The organism is Devosia sp. (assembly GCF_965229025.1).
Classification (GTDB): domain Bacteria; phylum Pseudomonadota; class Alphaproteobacteria; order Rhizobiales; family Devosiaceae; genus Devosia_A.
Genome location: NZ_OZ245853.1, coordinates 2,761,932 through 2,776,785 on the forward strand (window position 1 = coordinate 2,761,932; position 14,854 = coordinate 2,776,785).

15 protein-coding genes, 1 pseudogene and 1 riboswitch are annotated in these 14,854 nt (G+C 64.3%); of the genes and pseudogenes, 8 read left to right on the forward strand and 8 right to left on the reverse strand.

Features of this window, described 5'->3' with window-relative positions; translation table 11 throughout:
* Window positions 1-89: 89 nt before the first annotated feature.
* Window positions 90-307: riboswitch (cobalamin riboswitch) on the reverse strand.
* Window positions 308-362: 55 nt separating this feature from the next.
* Window positions 363-971, reverse strand: a complete 609-nt coding sequence (locus ACO06J_RS13475) for a hypothetical protein (RefSeq protein WP_421761237.1) — start codon at window positions 969-971, stop codon at window positions 363-365.
* A gap of 127 nt (window positions 972-1,098) precedes the next feature.
* On the opposite strand from ACO06J_RS13475, the gene ACO06J_RS13480 reads away from it, so the two are divergent.
* The 6 genes from ACO06J_RS13480 to ACO06J_RS13505 all read left to right on the forward strand — a co-directional run bounded on the left by ACO06J_RS13480 (window position 1,099) and on the right by ACO06J_RS13505 (window position 4,757).
* Window positions 1,099-1,449 carry a DMT family protein gene (locus ACO06J_RS13480; protein ID WP_421761238.1) on the forward strand — a complete coding sequence of 117 codons (351 nt, stop codon included), beginning with the start codon at window positions 1,099-1,101 and terminating at the stop codon, window positions 1,447-1,449.
* A 169-nt stretch (window positions 1,450-1,618) separates the two neighbouring features.
* The gene (locus ACO06J_RS13485) at window positions 1,619-1,777 is read left to right on the forward strand and encodes a hypothetical protein (protein WP_421761239.1); all 159 of its coding nucleotides are present in this window, start codon (window positions 1,619-1,621) and stop codon (window positions 1,775-1,777) included.
* Complete coding sequence (aztA, locus tag ACO06J_RS13490; protein ID WP_421761240.1) at window positions 1,777-2,538, forward strand: zinc ABC transporter ATP-binding protein AztA; 762 nt, start codon at window positions 1,777-1,779, stop codon at window positions 2,536-2,538. The genes ACO06J_RS13485 and aztA overlap by 1 nt, the downstream gene beginning before the upstream one ends.
* Window positions 2,538-3,410 carry a zinc ABC transporter permease AztB gene (gene aztB, locus ACO06J_RS13495; RefSeq protein ID WP_421761241.1) on the forward strand — a complete coding sequence of 291 codons (873 nt, stop codon included), beginning with the start codon at window positions 2,538-2,540 and terminating at the stop codon, window positions 3,408-3,410. Before aztA ends, aztB begins: the two co-directional genes overlap by 1 nt.
* A gap of 10 nt (window positions 3,411-3,420) precedes the next feature.
* Window positions 3,421-4,305, forward strand: a complete 885-nt coding sequence (locus ACO06J_RS13500; RefSeq protein WP_421761242.1) for a metal ABC transporter substrate-binding protein — start codon at window positions 3,421-3,423, stop codon at window positions 4,303-4,305.
* A gap of 11 nt (window positions 4,306-4,316) precedes the next feature.
* Complete coding sequence (locus tag ACO06J_RS13505) at window positions 4,317-4,757, forward strand: Fur family transcriptional regulator (protein WP_421761243.1); 441 nt, start codon at window positions 4,317-4,319, stop codon at window positions 4,755-4,757.
* Here ACO06J_RS13505 and ACO06J_RS13510 read toward each other — a convergent pair.
* The 6 genes and pseudogenes from ACO06J_RS13510 to ACO06J_RS13535 all read right to left on the reverse strand — a co-directional run bounded on the left by ACO06J_RS13510 (window position 4,754) and on the right by ACO06J_RS13535 (window position 12,316).
* Window positions 4,754-6,994, reverse strand: coding sequence for a putative bifunctional diguanylate cyclase/phosphodiesterase (locus ACO06J_RS13510; protein WP_421761244.1), 2,241 nt, complete (start codon window positions 6,992-6,994; stop codon window positions 4,754-4,756). The genes ACO06J_RS13505 and ACO06J_RS13510 overlap by 4 nt on opposite strands.
* Window positions 6,995-7,074: 80 nt before the next feature.
* A complete protein-coding gene (locus tag ACO06J_RS13515) occupies window positions 7,075-7,911 on the reverse strand; it encodes an ABC transporter ATP-binding protein (RefSeq protein WP_421761245.1) in 837 nt (278 codons plus the stop codon).
* Window positions 7,911-8,753: an ABC transporter ATP-binding protein gene (locus ACO06J_RS13520; protein ID WP_421761246.1), complete on the reverse strand. Its 843-nt coding sequence runs from the start codon at window positions 8,751-8,753 to the stop codon at window positions 7,911-7,913. Before ACO06J_RS13520 ends, ACO06J_RS13515 begins: the two co-directional genes overlap by 1 nt.
* Before the next feature lie 3 nt (window positions 8,754-8,756).
* Window positions 8,757-9,662: an ABC transporter permease subunit gene (locus tag ACO06J_RS13525; protein ID WP_421761247.1), complete on the reverse strand. Its 906-nt coding sequence runs from the start codon at window positions 9,660-9,662 to the stop codon at window positions 8,757-8,759.
* Window positions 9,662-10,669: pseudogene (locus tag ACO06J_RS13530) on the reverse strand (ABC transporter permease subunit). Before ACO06J_RS13530 ends, ACO06J_RS13525 begins: the two are co-directional and overlap by 1 nt.
* A gap of 54 nt (window positions 10,670-10,723) precedes the next feature.
* Window positions 10,724-12,316, reverse strand: a complete 1,593-nt coding sequence (locus ACO06J_RS13535) for an ABC transporter substrate-binding protein (protein ID WP_421761248.1) — start codon at window positions 12,314-12,316, stop codon at window positions 10,724-10,726.
* A 287-nt stretch (window positions 12,317-12,603) separates the two neighbouring features.
* Here ACO06J_RS13535 and ACO06J_RS13540 point away from each other — a divergent pair, with 287 nt between their 5' ends.
* Both ACO06J_RS13540 and ACO06J_RS13545 read left to right on the forward strand, forming a co-directional pair.
* Window positions 12,604-12,996, forward strand: coding sequence for a VOC family protein (locus tag ACO06J_RS13540; protein WP_421761249.1), 393 nt, complete (start codon window positions 12,604-12,606; stop codon window positions 12,994-12,996).
* A 110-nt stretch (window positions 12,997-13,106) separates the two neighbouring features.
* A complete protein-coding gene (locus ACO06J_RS13545) occupies window positions 13,107-14,054 on the forward strand; it encodes an aldo/keto reductase (RefSeq protein WP_421761250.1) in 948 nt (315 codons plus the stop codon).
* Between the two features lie 49 nt (window positions 14,055-14,103).
* Here ACO06J_RS13545 and ACO06J_RS13550 read toward each other — a convergent pair whose 3' ends face one another.
* The gene (locus ACO06J_RS13550) at window positions 14,104-14,802 is read right to left on the reverse strand and encodes a VIT1/CCC1 transporter family protein (protein ID WP_421761251.1); all 699 of its coding nucleotides are present in this window, start codon (window positions 14,800-14,802) and stop codon (window positions 14,104-14,106) included.
* Window positions 14,803-14,854 lie beyond the last annotated feature (52 nt).

Below are 14,854 nucleotides of genomic sequence, written 5' to 3' on the forward strand. Positions count from 1 at the left end.
ACCCTCCGTGCGGATGAAAATGGGCTCTGCGCCCGGTTTATCCCGAGGTCGTGTTTCGAGGTGGAAAAGCGCAAGCGACTTTTCCTGAAACACTCCCGAGCACATTGGCAGGTCTCCTGGCTCACGGGTCATCGTGCTCTCCGGCCTTCCCGATGCAGATCGCATCAGTGGCGTTGTCGAAGATCACTCGCCGCTTACAGTTGCGGGGGCAGCCACGGATTTGGTCCCTGATGGGTACGCCGCACCGTGTTCCCTTTTGATCCCCTCGCCCAAGCGAGTCCGGGGAACCAATGTGGGATCAGCAGTGCCACGACTGGATGGCGCGGTCAATTGGCGCAGCGTTGCGGCACGGCGTTGCGGCGTCAGTCTTCGGTGCCGGAGAAATCCGGATAGCCGAGCGAGAGGTCTTCGACCTTGGCCTCGACCTGCGCCAGCATGGGTTCGCTCGATGAAATTTCCTGGTCGCCGGAGATCGGCGCTGGATCGACGCCTGCAGGCAGGTCCTTGCTGGGCTGGAAGGTGACGTTGAGGAAGCACCCGCCGGGGAGGTCGGCGAGCTTGCCGGTCTGGAAGCCGGCGGCGCCGCCGTAATCCCACCAGAAGCCGTAGAGCGTGAACGGTTCGCCGTTGATCGCCTCGACCTCGGCAATGGTCATGCCGCGCCGGACGCCGCCCGGCGCAGTGGCATCAGCGGGGACGGAGAAATAGGAAATGCGCGAGCGCGTGGCTTCGTCCCACCAGACGACCTGGAATTTCTTTTGCGGATCGTTGGGGAACAAGGTGGTGGCCAGCATGGTGGTGCCTTCGGGGCCATCGACATTGCCGGTGACGACGTTGTCGGCGCCATAGGCCGCAATCAGCGCCGCCTCGTTGCTGTCAGGGGCCAGCGGGCCATCGCAGGTTACCTCGGCGGCGGAACTGAGCGAGCTCATCGCGGCAAAAGCGAGGACGGCAAAATAAACGCGGTGCATGGCAACCCTCCACAGGTTCCGAACGTTGAGCGCGATTCTAGTCCGAATCGCGGCAAAGGAGCCAGACCTTGCATGCCGCGGATGATCCGGCGATGAATGCGAAACTAACCTGCTGCTTCGGTGCCCAATGAGCCTCCCCGCCATCCTCCCGATCCTGATGCTGATCGGATCGAACGTTTTCATGACTATTGCCTGGTACGGGCATCTGAAATTTCCGCAGGCGACGATCTGGGCGGCGGTGATGATCAGCTGGGTCATCGCGCTGGCTGAGTACTGGCTGGCGGTGCCCGCGAACCGGATCGGCTATGGCACCTATACGGCGGCAGAGCTGAAGACGATCCAGGAGGTGATCAGCCTTACCGTGTTCGTCGGGTTTGCGGTGTTTGTGCTGGGCGAGAAGCTGACCTGGAACCACGCGGTGGGGTTCGGGCTGATTTTTGCGGGGGCGTTTTTTATCTTCAAGGGGCCGCTGAAGTAGGGAGGCGGCGCCCAATTTCAGTGGCCGGCCCCTCACCCTGTCCCTCTCCCCGGAGGGGCGAGGGGACCCTGTGGGGAGGGCCTTCGTTCCATAAGCGTTTGATCGCTAGGGCTTGCCTCGCTTAGAGTGTTACGTTATTACGTTTCATAACTTGAGCGAGAGCGTTTCGATGCACGACCATTCCCATGCCGGACATGACCATTTGAAGCCGCGGGTTGCGCCGCGGCGGCGGTTCAGTCTGGCGCAGCAGGGGGTTGGGGTTCGGGTGGGGATTGCGCTGGCGCTGGTTGTTTTGATCTGGGCGGCGTTGTTGCCGCTGGTGGCGTAATGGCACGGCAGGCGGCGGCGATACGGCTCAATGACCTGACGCTGGGATATGACGGGCATCCGGCGGTGCATCACCTAGAAGGCCAGTTTGCGCCCGGTTCGCTGACGGCGGTGGTAGGGCCGAACGGCTCCGGCAAATCGACTTTGCTCAAGGGGATTACGGGCATCCTCAAGCCGCTTGGCGGATCGATCGAGCGCAGTGGGCTCAGCACGCGGAACATGGCCTACCTGCCGCAGAGCGCGGAGATTGACCGCAGTTTTCCGGCGACGGTGGCGGATCTCGTGGCGCTCGGGCACTGGTCGAAGCGCGGGCTGTTCGGGGCGATCAGCGGGCCGGATTTTGCGGCGATCGAGCGGACGCTGGAGGCGGTGGGGCTGGTTGGGTTCGAGCATCGGCCACTCGACACGCTATCGGGCGGGCAGGCGCAGCGGGCGCTGTTTGCGCGGGTGATGCTGCAGGATGCCGATTTAATCCTTCTCGATGAACCGTTTACAGCGATCGATGAACGGACGGTCAGCGACCTCGTGGCGCTGGTGCAGCGCTGGCATGGCGAGCGCCGGACGGTGATCGCGGTGCTGCACGATATCGACATGGTGCGGGAGGTGTTTCCCGATGCGCTGCTGATGGCGCGTGAGCCGATCGCCTGGGGTGAGACGGGCGAGGCGCTGAAGCCGGAGAACCTGCTGCGCGCCCGCCGGATGACGGAGGCGTGGGATGAACATGCGCCCTGGCATGAGGCACGGCACGGGAGTGCGCACTGATGAACGCCTATGAGTTTCTGGTTGGCCCGTTCGTCCAGTACGCGTTCATGACGCGGGCGCTGGTGGGGGCGATGATCATTGCGGTGAGCGCCGGGCCGGTCGGGGTGTTTCTGATGCTGCGGCGGATGAGCCTTTCGGGCGACGCCATGGCACATGCGATCCTTCCGGGGGCGGGTGTCGGGTTTCTGGTGGCGGGGCTGCAGGTGCTGCCGATGACCATTGGCGGGTTCGCCGCGGGATTGATTGTCGCGGTGCTGGCGGGGCTGGTGTCGCGGCTGACGATCCAGCGCGAGGATACCAGCCTTGCCGCATTCTACCTGATTTCGCTGGCCCTGGGCGTGATGCTGGTGAGCCTTCGGGGGTCGAACGTTGACCTGATGCATGTGCTGTTCGGCACGGTGCTGGCGCTCAACAATGACGCGCTGCTGATGATTGGCAGCGTCGCGACGATCAGCCTTGTGTCGCTCGCGCTGATCTGGCGCCCGCTATTTGCCGAATGCCTCGATCCCAATTTCCTGCGCAGCGTTTCGGGCGCCGGGCAGCCGGTGCACCTGATCTTTCTGGCGCTGGTGGTGCTCAACCTCGTCGGCGGTTTCCAGGCGCTGGGGACCTTGCTGGCGGTGGGCCTGATGATGCTGCCGGCAGCCGCGGCGCGGTTCTGGGTCAGAAGCCTCGAGGCGCTGTGCGCCGTCGCGGTGGGTATTGGCCTCGTCTCCAGCTATCTGGGGCTGCTGGTTTCCTACCATTGGTCGATCCCTTCTGGGCCGGCCATCATCCTCGTCGCCGGGGCGATCTATGTCGGCTCGCTATTTGCAGGCGCGCGCGGCGTGATCCGCACCCGGATGACGTCTCCCCGTCATCGTATTGCTTGAGGTTTTTCTGATGCGTTTACTCATTGCTTCCGTCGCCGTCGGCCTTGCGCTTGCCGCCTCCCCTGCCCTTACGGCGGAGATCAAGGCGGTGGCCAGTTTCTCGATCCTCGGTGACATGGTGCAGCGTATTGGCGGGGACCGCGTGGCGGTGACCACTATCGTTGGACCGAACGCCGACACGCATGTCTATGAGCCGACCCCGGCTGACGCGGCGGCAGTGAGCGGTACGCAGATCTTTTTTGTGAACGGGCTGGGCTTTGAAGGCTGGCTCGACCGGCTGGTGGGCGCCACGGGTTTCAAGGGGCCGGTGATCACCTCATCGGACGGGGTCAAGACCCACACCATGGATAAGGACGGCCAGACAGTGACCGACCCGCATGCGTGGCAGAGCCTCAGCAATGGGCTGCTCTATGTGGCCAATATCGAAAAGGGCCTATGCGCCGTGGATGCAGCCGGGTGCGCCATTTACGAGGCCAACGCTGCTGCCTATTCGGCGGAGATTTCCGCCCTCGATGCCGAGGTGAAGGCCCAGATCGCCGCCGTGCCGGAGGCGCAGCGCAAAGTGATCACGACGCATGACGCGTTTGGCTATTTCGGACTCGAATACGGAGTGAAGTTCCTCGCACCGGAGGGGATCAGCACCGACAGCGAGGCCTCGGCGGCCGATGTTGCCAAGCTGATCGAGCAGGTGCGGAGCGAAGGCGTGAAGGCGCTGTTCATCGAGAATATGAGCGACCCGCGGCTGGTCGAGCAGATCGCCAAGGAGACCGGGGCGAACGTGGGCGGGGCGCTTTATGCGGACGCGTTGTCGCGGCCCGATGAAGGGGCGCCGACCTATCTCGATATGTTCAGGCACAATGTGGCGCTGCTGGTGCCGGCGCTTGAAGGCAAGTAGGGGAGTAAGCGATGGGCCATTCGCACGACGATCATCACCACCACGCGCCGAGTGGCAGCCTGCCGCGCAACCAAGGCCTGGTGCTGAGGACGCTGAACGGCGCGGATGGGCCGCTATCGGCCTATGACATTCTCGACCGCTTGCGCGATGACGGGTTGCGGGCGCCGCTGCAGGTCTATCGGGCGCTCGAAAAGCTGATCGAGCAGGGGCTTGCGCACCGGCTTGAGTCCATCAACGCGTTCGTCTGCTGCGCCGATGCCGATTGCCACCAGCGGAGCAAGGGGACGGCAGCGTTCGCGATCTGCGCCGATTGCGGGCGGGTGGACGAATTCGCCGACGCGGAGGTGGCCGAGCGGCTGGGGCAGTGGGCAGCGGGGGCGGGATTCAGGCTCGAACGCACGACGATCGAGCTGCGCGGCCATTGTGCCGAGTGCCAGGCAAAGAGCGGTTAGCTGGCCTTGCGGGCCGGGGTATCGAGCAGCCGGGTGAGCCGGTCAAGGCTCATCGGCCGGGCGAAGAGATAGCCCTGGAATTCGCGGCAGCCGAGGCGCTGGAGCACCACAGCCTCTTCACGCCGCTCGACGCCCTCGGCGGTGACCGAGAGGCCCATGGCATAGGCATAGGTGACGGTGGATTCGACCAGCGCAGCCTGCACCTGGTCGCGGTCGATATCGGCGACGATCGAGCGATCGAGCTTGACCCGGTCGAACTGGAACTGGCGCAGGTAGCCGATAGACGAGTAGCCGGTGCCGAAATCATCGAGCGCGATCGCGATGCCTTCGGCCCGCAGCGCATCGAGGGCGCGCTTGGCGCGATCGGGATGCGCTACGAGGAAGGTCTCGGTGACTTCGAGCTGCAGCCGGCCGGCCGCGACGCCCCACTCGTGCAGCATATCGATGACGGTTTCGGGAAGGCCGGGATTGCGCAGTTGCATGCCCGAGACGTTGACCGAAATCTTGAGCTCGCCGAGCGGGCCGATATCCTCAAGGGCGCGGCGAAGCGCAAACATGCCGAGGTCGTCGATGAGGCCTGAAGCCTCGGCGGCAGGGATGAAATCGCCCGGGCCCATGGCGCCGCCGGCCCGGCGCGTCCAGCGCATCAGGGCCTCGACGCCGACAATGGACTGCGTGGTGAAGTCGATGATGGGCTGGTATTCGAGATCGAACTCGCTGGCCTCGAGTCCCCGCCGAATATCGGCCTGGAGCGAGAGGCGGCGGCGGCGTTCGTCTTCGATCGAGGAGTCGTATTTGACGAGGTGACCGCCGCCGGTTTCGCGGGCGCGCGCCAGGGCCGTTTCGGCATTGCGCAGCACGTCGCCCACCGTGTCGCGGCTGACGCCAGCCTCGGCGAGGCCGACGCTGAGCCCGATGCGCAGTTGCAACTCGTTGATGGAAACGGGTCCGCCGCTGCCCGCCTGAAGCTTTGCCGCGATGGTGTGGACGAGAGCGGCGCCGTCGTCGCCGACCTGCGCGATGGTGAACTCGGCGGGGCCGGTGCGCGCCAGATAGACGCGATCCTCGATGAGCGCTTCGAAACGATCGGCAAGCGCGACGAGGAGCTGGTCGCCGGCGTCGCGGCCATAAGAGCCTACGACCTCGGTGAAGCCATCGATGCCGATCTGCGCGGCGGCAAGCGCCGTGTCGTTGCGGCGCTTGGGGATGAGGCTGCGGAGGCTCTCTTCGAGGCCGAGCTGGTTATAGAGATCGGTGACCTCGTCGTAGCGCACATTGTACCAGTCGCGCTCATCGGACTCGGCGCGGCTGCGGATGGAGGAGCGGAAAGCGGCGAGGACGGCGAAGGTCAGGGCGCCGCAGATCAGCATGATGATGAAAGCGATGGTGGCGGTGTGAGCGAAGGCGGGATCGCCAGGGCGGCGGGGCTGCCAGGCAATGGTCGACACCGCCTGGCCCGTTGCGTCGATCAGCGGCATGCTGTCGGCGCCGGCCTCGGGGTGCTCCACCAGGCGCGAGGTTGGCAACTGGAAGCGATCCGTGGTGGAGTCGAGCAGCTTTTCGTCGACCTGACGGGCGAGCCAGAGAATGCGGCGCTGGACCTTGGGGATGCTGGCTTGCCCGGTATTGCCGTGAATGACGGCGCCGGCGATAGCGACCACGCCCAGGTCATTGTGGGCGAGGTGCTCGACCGTCGCGTCATCGCCGATGCGGGCAATGGACGCATCGAGCTGGGTCAGCATCTCGGCGGCGCCGCTGAAATGCTCGGCGAGCGTGCCGACCATCGGGCCGCGGCTGGTTTCGCCGAAGGTGATGTTGCCATCGACATCGGTGACGATGGCGGTGTCGTAGCTATCGGAGATGCGGGCGGTGGCGCCCCAGGCGGAGTCGAGCCAGGCGGGGTTCGGCTGGACATAGGTGTTAATATACGCCTCGGTCCAGGTGGCTTCGTCGGCAACGCCTTCACCGAGCGCGAGCACTACGGACTGGATGGCGGCCGCGATGGCGTTGCGGCCGCGCTCGGCCTCAATGCGGTTCATCTCGCTGCTCATGGCGTGGAGCGCCAGCATGACGAGGGCGCAGCCGCCGAGGTAGACGATGGCGGTGGGCAGGGCGACCCACAGGGTGAAGGTGCGCAGCGGATTTTTGGAACGCGTTGGCTTGCCGCGCGCAGAACGCGCCGCAGCCGGATTCGCCGCCGGCTTGGCCACCGTTTTGGATTTTGCAGCTTTCGCCAAGAAGAGTCACCGGCCCCGGAACATCAGGGTGACGCTAAGCCAGCGCGCTTAATTTCCGTTTAAGCCGGATAGCGGGTGTCTCAGGCCTGAGCTTGCATCGCCTTCAGTGCGAGCCGGGCCTTGATGCTCTCAACGTCGGCCTTGGGCGTCGCAGCAAAGAGGGCGCGGGTGTAGGGGTGCTCGGGATTGGAAAAGAGCTTTTCACGGGTGCCGTATTCGACCGCTTCGCCCAGATACATCACCATCACTTCGTCGGCGATGTAGCGGACCACGGAGAGATCGTGGCTGATGAACACATAGGTCAGTCCGAACTCATCCTGGAGATCGGCGAGAAGGTTGAGGATCTGGGCCTGCACCGAGAGATCGAGGGCAGAAACTGGTTCGTCGAGGACCAACAACGAGGGGCGGAGGATGATGGCGCGAGCGATGGCGATACGCTGGCGCTGACCGCCTGAGAACATGTGCGGGTAGCGGTTGAAGTGCTCGGGCTGGAGCCCAACCTTCTTCAGCATCTGCATGGCGAGGTCGCGCCGTTCGGAGGCCGGCATATCGGTATTGAGGAGCAGTGGCTCCATCAGCACGTCGCCGATCTTCTGGCGTGGATTGAGCGAGCCATAGGGGTTCTGGAAAACGATTTGCACCTTGCGGCGCATCGCCTTGGTGACCCCGGTCTTGACGATATCGACAGGCTCGCCATCAAGGAAGAGTTCGCCGGCGGTCTGGCGGTCGATGAGGGTGAGGATGCGGGCGAGGGTCGATTTGCCGGAGCCCGATTCGCCGACGATGGCGAGGGTCTTGCCCTGTTCGAGCGAGAAGCTGAGGTTCTTGACGGCGTGGACGACGCGGCCGGCGCCGAAGAGCGAGCCACCGACATTGTAGTCGCGGACGAGATTGCGGGCTTCGAGAACGAGGGCCATCAGCTTACCGCCAGTTCGTCGGGGTTGAACCCGGTGATGGTGGGGAGACGATCACCGGTGGCGTTCTCCGGCAGCGCCGCGAGCAGCGCTCTCGTATAGGGACTCTTGGGGGCAGTGAAGAGTTCGAGCACGCCCGCCTCCTCCATCTTGCGGCCCTTGTATTGCACCACGACGCGATCGGCGGTTTCGGCGACGACGCCGATATTGTGGGTGATCATGATCAGCCCCATGCCGTGTGAGGCCTGCAGGCCGACGAGGAGGTCGAGGATCTGCTTCTGGATGGTGACGTCGAGCGCGGTGGTCGGCTCGTCGGCGATCAGCAGCTTGGGGTTGCAGGCGATCGCCATGGCGATCATGACGCGCTGGCACTGACCGCCCGACATCTGGTGCGGATAGGATTTGAGGCGCTGGGCGGGATCGGGAATGCCGACCTGCTCGAACAGTTCGATGGCGCGGGCGCGACGCGCCTGCTTGTCCATCCCCAGATGGAAGCGCAGCACTTCCTCGATCTGGAAACCGACGGTGAAGCACGGGTTGAGGCTCGCCATCGGCTCCTGGAAGATCATGGCGATATCCTTGCCAATGATCCGGCGGCGATCGTGCGGCGACAGGGTCAGCAAGTCCTGGCCGTCAAAGCTCATGCGGTCGGCGGTGACGGTGGCGCTCTGCGGCAGGAGGCCCATGACCGAGAGCATGGCGACAGACTTGCCCGAACCGGACTCGCCGACGATGGCCAGCACCTCACGCGCATCGACCGAGAGGTCAATGCCGCGCACGGCGTGGAACAAGCCAATTGAGGTATCGAAGGCAACGGTGAGGTTCTTGATCTCAAGTAGCGGCATCGGTCAGCTCCGCTTCAGCTTCGGGTCGAGGGCATCGCGGAGGCCGTCGCCGATGAGGTTGATGGCGAGCACGGTGACGAGGATGGCGAGGCCGGGGAAGGTGACGACCCAAGGGGCGCGAAGGATGAACTCGCGCGCCGTCGCGAGCATGGTGCCCCATTCAGGCGTCGGCGGCTGGGCGCCGAGGCCGAGAAAGCCCAATGCTGCAGCCTCGAGGATGGCGTTCGAAAAGCTCAACGTACCCTGGACAATCAGTGGCCCGAGGCAGTTGGGGAGGATGGTGATCAGCATCAGCCGGATGTGGCTCGCGCCAGCGACACGGGCCGAGGTCACGTATTCACGGTTCTTTTCAGCCAGCACCGCGGCGCGGACGAGGCGGGCAAAGTGCGGCTGGAGAACCAATGCGATGGCCAGCATGGCGTTGAAGAGGCCGGGGCCGAGGACCGTGACCAGCACCAACGCCAGCAACAGGCCGGGAAAACTCAGGATCAGATCCATCACGCGCATGATGATGACATCTACCCAGCCGCGGAAGTAGCCGGCGAGGAGGCCGAGGATGATGCCGCCGACCATCGAGATCGACACCACCACAGCGCCAATCAGCAGCGAATAGCGGGCGCCGTAGATGAGGCGCGAGAGCAGGTCGCGGCCGACCGGGTCGGTGCCGAGGATATAGCGCGGGTCGCCGCCGGCCTGCCAGACCGGTGGCAGGAGGAACGAGGCCTTGTCCTGCTCTTCTGGGAGATGGGGCGCGATGAGCGGGGCGAAGATGGCGATGAGCACGAGCAGCACGAAGACCACGAGGCCGATGACGGCGCCGCGGTTCATCGAGAAATAGTGCCAGAACTCCTTAAGAGCGGAGGTGCGGGTGGTGTTCTGCGCGGCGACGGGGGTGATTTCGGTGGTCATCAGCTCACCCGGATGCGCGGGTTGATCACCGCATAGAGGAGATCAACGATGAGGTTTACCGCCATGACGATCAGCGCGATCAGCAACAGACCGGACTGCACCACGACATAGTCGCGCTTGAAGATGGAATCGACCATCCACTTGCCGATGCCGGGCCAGGCGAAAATCGTTTCGGTGAGGATGGCGCCAGCGAGCAGCGTGCCGACCTAGAGGCCGATGGTGGTAACCACCGGGATCAGCGCATTGCGGAGGGCATGGAGGCCGACCACGCGGGAATCGGAGAGGCCTTTGGCGCGGGCGGTGCGAACGTAGTCCTCGCCCAGCACCTCAAGCATGGCCGAGCGGGTCTGCCGGGCGATGACAGCGAGCGGGATGGTGCCGAGAACGATCGAGGGCAGGATCAGGTAGCGCAGGGCCGAGAGGAACGCATCGACGCGGCCGTGGAGCAGTGTATCGATCAGCATGAAGCCGGTGATGGGCTTCAAAAAGAATTGCAGGCCGATGCGGCCGGAGACGGGCGTCCAGCCGAGGTAGCCGGAAAAGAAGATGATGAGGAGCAGGCCCCACCAGAAGATGGGCATGGAATAGCCGACAAGGGCGGTGCCCATCAGCGTCTGATCGAGCCAGGTGCCGCGCTTGACGGCGGCGAAAATGCCGGCCGGCACGCCGATTGCCACGCCGATGATGATGGCGACAAGCGAGAGCTCGACTGTTGCCGGAAACAGCACCAGGAACTCGTTGATCACCGGGCGATGGGTGGCGATGGATGTGCCGAAATCGCCGCGCAGCGCGTTGCCGACGAAGCGGAAATACTGCTCCCAGATGGGGAGGTTGAAGCCGAACTGCTCCTTGAGCAGCGCATAGCGCTCAGGCGAGACGCCGTGCTCGCCGGCGAGGGCAAGGATGGGGTCGCCCGGCAGCACGCGGACAAAAGCGAAGGCGCAGATGGTGATACCGATCAGTGTCGGAATGATCAGCGCGAGCTTGTTGAGGAAATATCTGAGCATGGATGCGGCGGGCGGAGGCGGCGCTGCAGGTGCAGCGCCGCCGCCTGAGTGCCGTTACTCGGCTTTGTCGACGCCGTCGAAGCGGTGCAGACCAAGCGGGTCCATCATGAAGCCGGTGACGCCCTTACGGGTCACGGCGTAGACCTGCGAGTGGGCCAGAAGGAATGCCGGAGCTTCCTTGGCGAAGATCACCTGGGCCTGTTCGTACAGCTTGGTGCGCTCAGCCATGTCGGGGGTGGTCTTGGCCTTCTGGATCAGATCCTCGAAGTCCTTGTCGCACCAGCTCGAGTAGTTGGACACGCCAATGGCCGAGCAGGAGAACAGGGTGGCAAAGAAGTTATCCGGATCACCGTTGTCGCCAGACCAGCCGATCTGGAAGGCGCCCGGGCGGTCCTTCTTCTTGCCGTCTTCGCGGTACTTGGTCCACTCTTCAGTGGTGATGGTGGCGGTGACACCGACCTTGGCCCAGTCGGCCTGGATCAGTTCGGCAGCGCGGGCGAAGTTCGGGTTGTAGGGACGCACGCGGTCCGACGCCCAGAGGTCGATGGTGGTCACGCCAGCGTCAGCGAGCACCTTCTTGGCAGCTTCCGGATCGTAGGCGTCAGCCTTCACGTCCTTGTTCCAGCTCCACATGGTGGGCGGGATCAGGTTGTCGGCGGGAATAGCGCCGGCTTCCTGGAACAGCGCCTTGATCAGCGCGTCGCGATCGATGGCCTGGTTGAGCGCGTGGCGCACTTCCGGCTTGTCGAAGGGCGGCTGGGTGACGTTGTAGCTCATGTAGCCGATGTTGAGGCCGGCCTGGTCGAGGACGACGAGATCAGCATTGGCCTTCAGCGCCGGGACGTCAGCCGGATTGGGGTACGGCATGATATCGCACTCGCCGGCAGCGATCTTCTGCATGCGGGTGGTGGCGTCGGGGGTGATGGCGAAGATCAGGTCGTCGATCTTTTCCTTGCCCTTGTAATAGTCCGGGAAGGCGGCATAGCGGATGACGCTGTCGAGCTGATAATCGACGAACTGGAACGGGCCAGTGCCGACGGGCTTGGACGCGAAATCGGCGAGCGTGCCGGCGGCCTGCAGTTGATCGGCATATTCCTTGGACATGATGGACGCAAAGTCCATGCCGAGGTTGGCCAGCATCGGCGCATTGGGCTCGTTGAGGGTCAGCTTGACGGTCAGGTCGTCGACCTTTTCCCAGCCCTTGACGAACTTGGGCATGTCCATGCCCTGGTAGTAGTCGTAGCTGAGGTTGGGGAGGTACGTGAACCAGGGGCTCTTGTCGTCCTGCTGGCGGGTGAACGAGAAGATCACGTCATCAGCGTTCAGGTCGCGCGTCGGCTTGAAATAGTCGGTGGTCTGGAACTTCACGCCCGGGTGCAGGTGGAAGGTGTAGGTCAGGCCATCAGCCGAAATGTCCCAGCTGTCGGCGAGACCGGGCTCGATCTCGGTGCCGCCATGCTTGAACTCGACGAGGCGCGAATAGATGGTGCGCGAGGAGGCGTCGAAATCGTTGCCGCCGGTGGTGGTGCCGGGGTCAAAATTGGCAGGCGAGGCTTCAGAGCAGTAAACAAGCGTCTTGGCTTCAGCAGCGCCGGCAAAGGCCGCTACAAGCGCGGTCGCCGACAACAGCGTGGTCATCAATTTCATGATGCAGTCTCCCGATAGATTGCGCCCGGGCCTTACTTGGCGGAGTCAATTCCACCGCCTTGCCGGAGCTTGGGCGGCAACAAAGCGCGTTTTCCCGGCGCGCGCAATGGGGACTTTGACCATCCGGTCAACGGTTTGACTGGAAAATGCCTCACCAGAGCCATGTTTGGACCGGTGGCGCAGAGGCTTAGACAGCGCAGAACCGCGTAGTAAAGCGGTTGCTCGACGCCGCTACAGTCGCTGCCGCGGGTTGACGCGGCCCGGCCGCGCGGTCAAACACTTCCCCCATGAGCCAAACCATCGCTACCGTCGCCCTGCTCGTCAAAGACTATGACGAGGCCATCGAGTTCTACTGCGACCGGCTGGGGTTCAACCTCGTTGCCGATACCGAGTTGGGTGGCGACAAGCGCTGGGTCCTGGTGGCACCGCGCGGCAACCGCGGGGCCGAGATCCTGCTCGCGAAAGCCGACGACGCCGAACAGTTGGCCCGGGTGGGCGACCAGATGGGCGGGCGCGTCGGGTTCTTTCTCAACTCCGACAATTTCGCCAAGGACCACGCGCTGTTCAGCGAGCGCGGAGTGAAGTTTCTAGAGGAACCACGGCACGAGCCATACGGATCGGTGGCGGTGTTCGAGGACCTTTATGGGAACAGGTGGGACCTGATCCAGCCCAAGAGGTAATGGACAGGGTTATGGATAAGGTGATGCCGGTCGGCTTGGCAGCGGGCTAAGCCCGCGATAGGCTCCGCCAAGTTTCCAACTCCCAAACACACACACATCGGAGTTTTGCCATGACCAAGCGCCGCCTCGGCCGCTCGGAGCTTTTCATCGAACCACTGGTGCTGGGCACCAATGTGGTGGGCTGGACGGCGGACGAGCCGACGTCGTTTTCGATCATGGATGCGTTTTTCGCACACGGCTTTGCCGGCATCGACACAGCCGACGTCTACTCGCGCTGGGTGCCGGGCAATGACAGCGAGAGCGAGCGGATCATCGGGCGCTGGCTGAAGTCGCGCGGCAACCGCGACAAGGTGGTGGTGATGACCAAGGTGGGCTCGGACATGGGCCAGGGGCATCGCGACCTCAGCGCCAAGTGGATTGTCGAGGCGGTGGAAGCGTCGCTGAAGCGGCTGCAGACCGACTATATCGACCTTTACCAGAGCCATTGGCCGGACCCGAACACGCCGCAGGAAGAAACGCTAAAGGCGCATGACAAGCTGATCAAGGCCGGGAAGGTGCGGGCGATCGGCACTTCGAACCATGACCAGAAACTGCTCAGCGAGGCGTTGTCGATTTCGAAGCGCGACGGGATAGCGCGCTACGAGACGCTGCAGAACGAATTCAACCTCTATACCCGCGACGCGTTCGAAGGCCCGGTGCAGGATATCTGCGTCGCCGAGGAGATTTCGGGCATCCATTATTACGGGCTGGCGGCCGGGTTCCTGACCGGCAAGTACCGGACGGCGGCCGATGCGCAGAAGAGCCCGCGCGGCAAGGGCGTGGTCAACAATTACCTCAACCCGCGCGGCCTGAAGATTCTCGCCGCGCTAGATGGGGTGGCGGCACGGACTGGCGCGGCGCTGAGCGAGATCGCGCTCGCCTGGGTGGCGGCGCAGCCGGGTGTGGCGGCGCCGATTGCGTCTGCGACGTCGGTGGCGCAGGTGGAGAGCCTCGTGCGCGGGGCGCGGCTGACGCTCAGTGCCGAGGACCTCAAGGTGCTGACAGACGCGGGGAAGTAGTCCCCGTATCACGAGACTATGGGCAGGGGGCTCCCCTGCCCGGTCGCGATCAGGCGGCGACGGTGCCGAAGAGCGCGCCAACGCCGGCGGTGATCGCCATTGCGAAGGCGCCCCAGAAGGTGACGCGGAGAGCGCCCTTCCAGAGGGACGCGCCGCCGGCCTGTGCGCCGACGATGCCAAGGGCTGCCAGAAAGATCAGCGACGCTGCGGATACCAGGATGCTTAGCAGGCTGCCGGGGAACAGCAGGGCAACGAGCAGCGGCAGGGCGGCGCCGACCGAAAAGGTCATGGCGGAGGTGAGCGCGGCCTGGATGGGCTTGGCGGTGGTGAGTTCGCTGATCCCCAACTCGTCACGGGCGTGGGCGCCGAGCGCATCCTTGGCCATCAGTTGTTCGGCGACCTTGCGGGCGGTGGGCTGATCGACGCCACGCTCGGTGTAGATGTGGGTGAGTTCATCGAGCTCCATATCCCACTGAGTGTCGAGTTCCTTGCGCTCGCGGGCGAGGTCGGCGTTTTCGGTGTCGGTCTGCGAGCTGACCGAGACATATTCGCCCGCGGCCATCGACATGGCACCGGCGGCGAGCCCGGCGAGACCCGAGACCAGCACGGCTGAGTGGGTGGCGCCGGAGGCGGCGACGCCGACGATCAGGCTGGCGGTGGAGACGATGCCATCATTGGCGCCGAGAACCGCGGCGCGCAGCCAGCCGATGCGGTGGACGAGGTGGGTTTCGGTGTGCAGGCGGGACATGGATCGCTCCTCAGCGCTGTTGGCGGGCTCGATGACGGCCCACACTGACAGC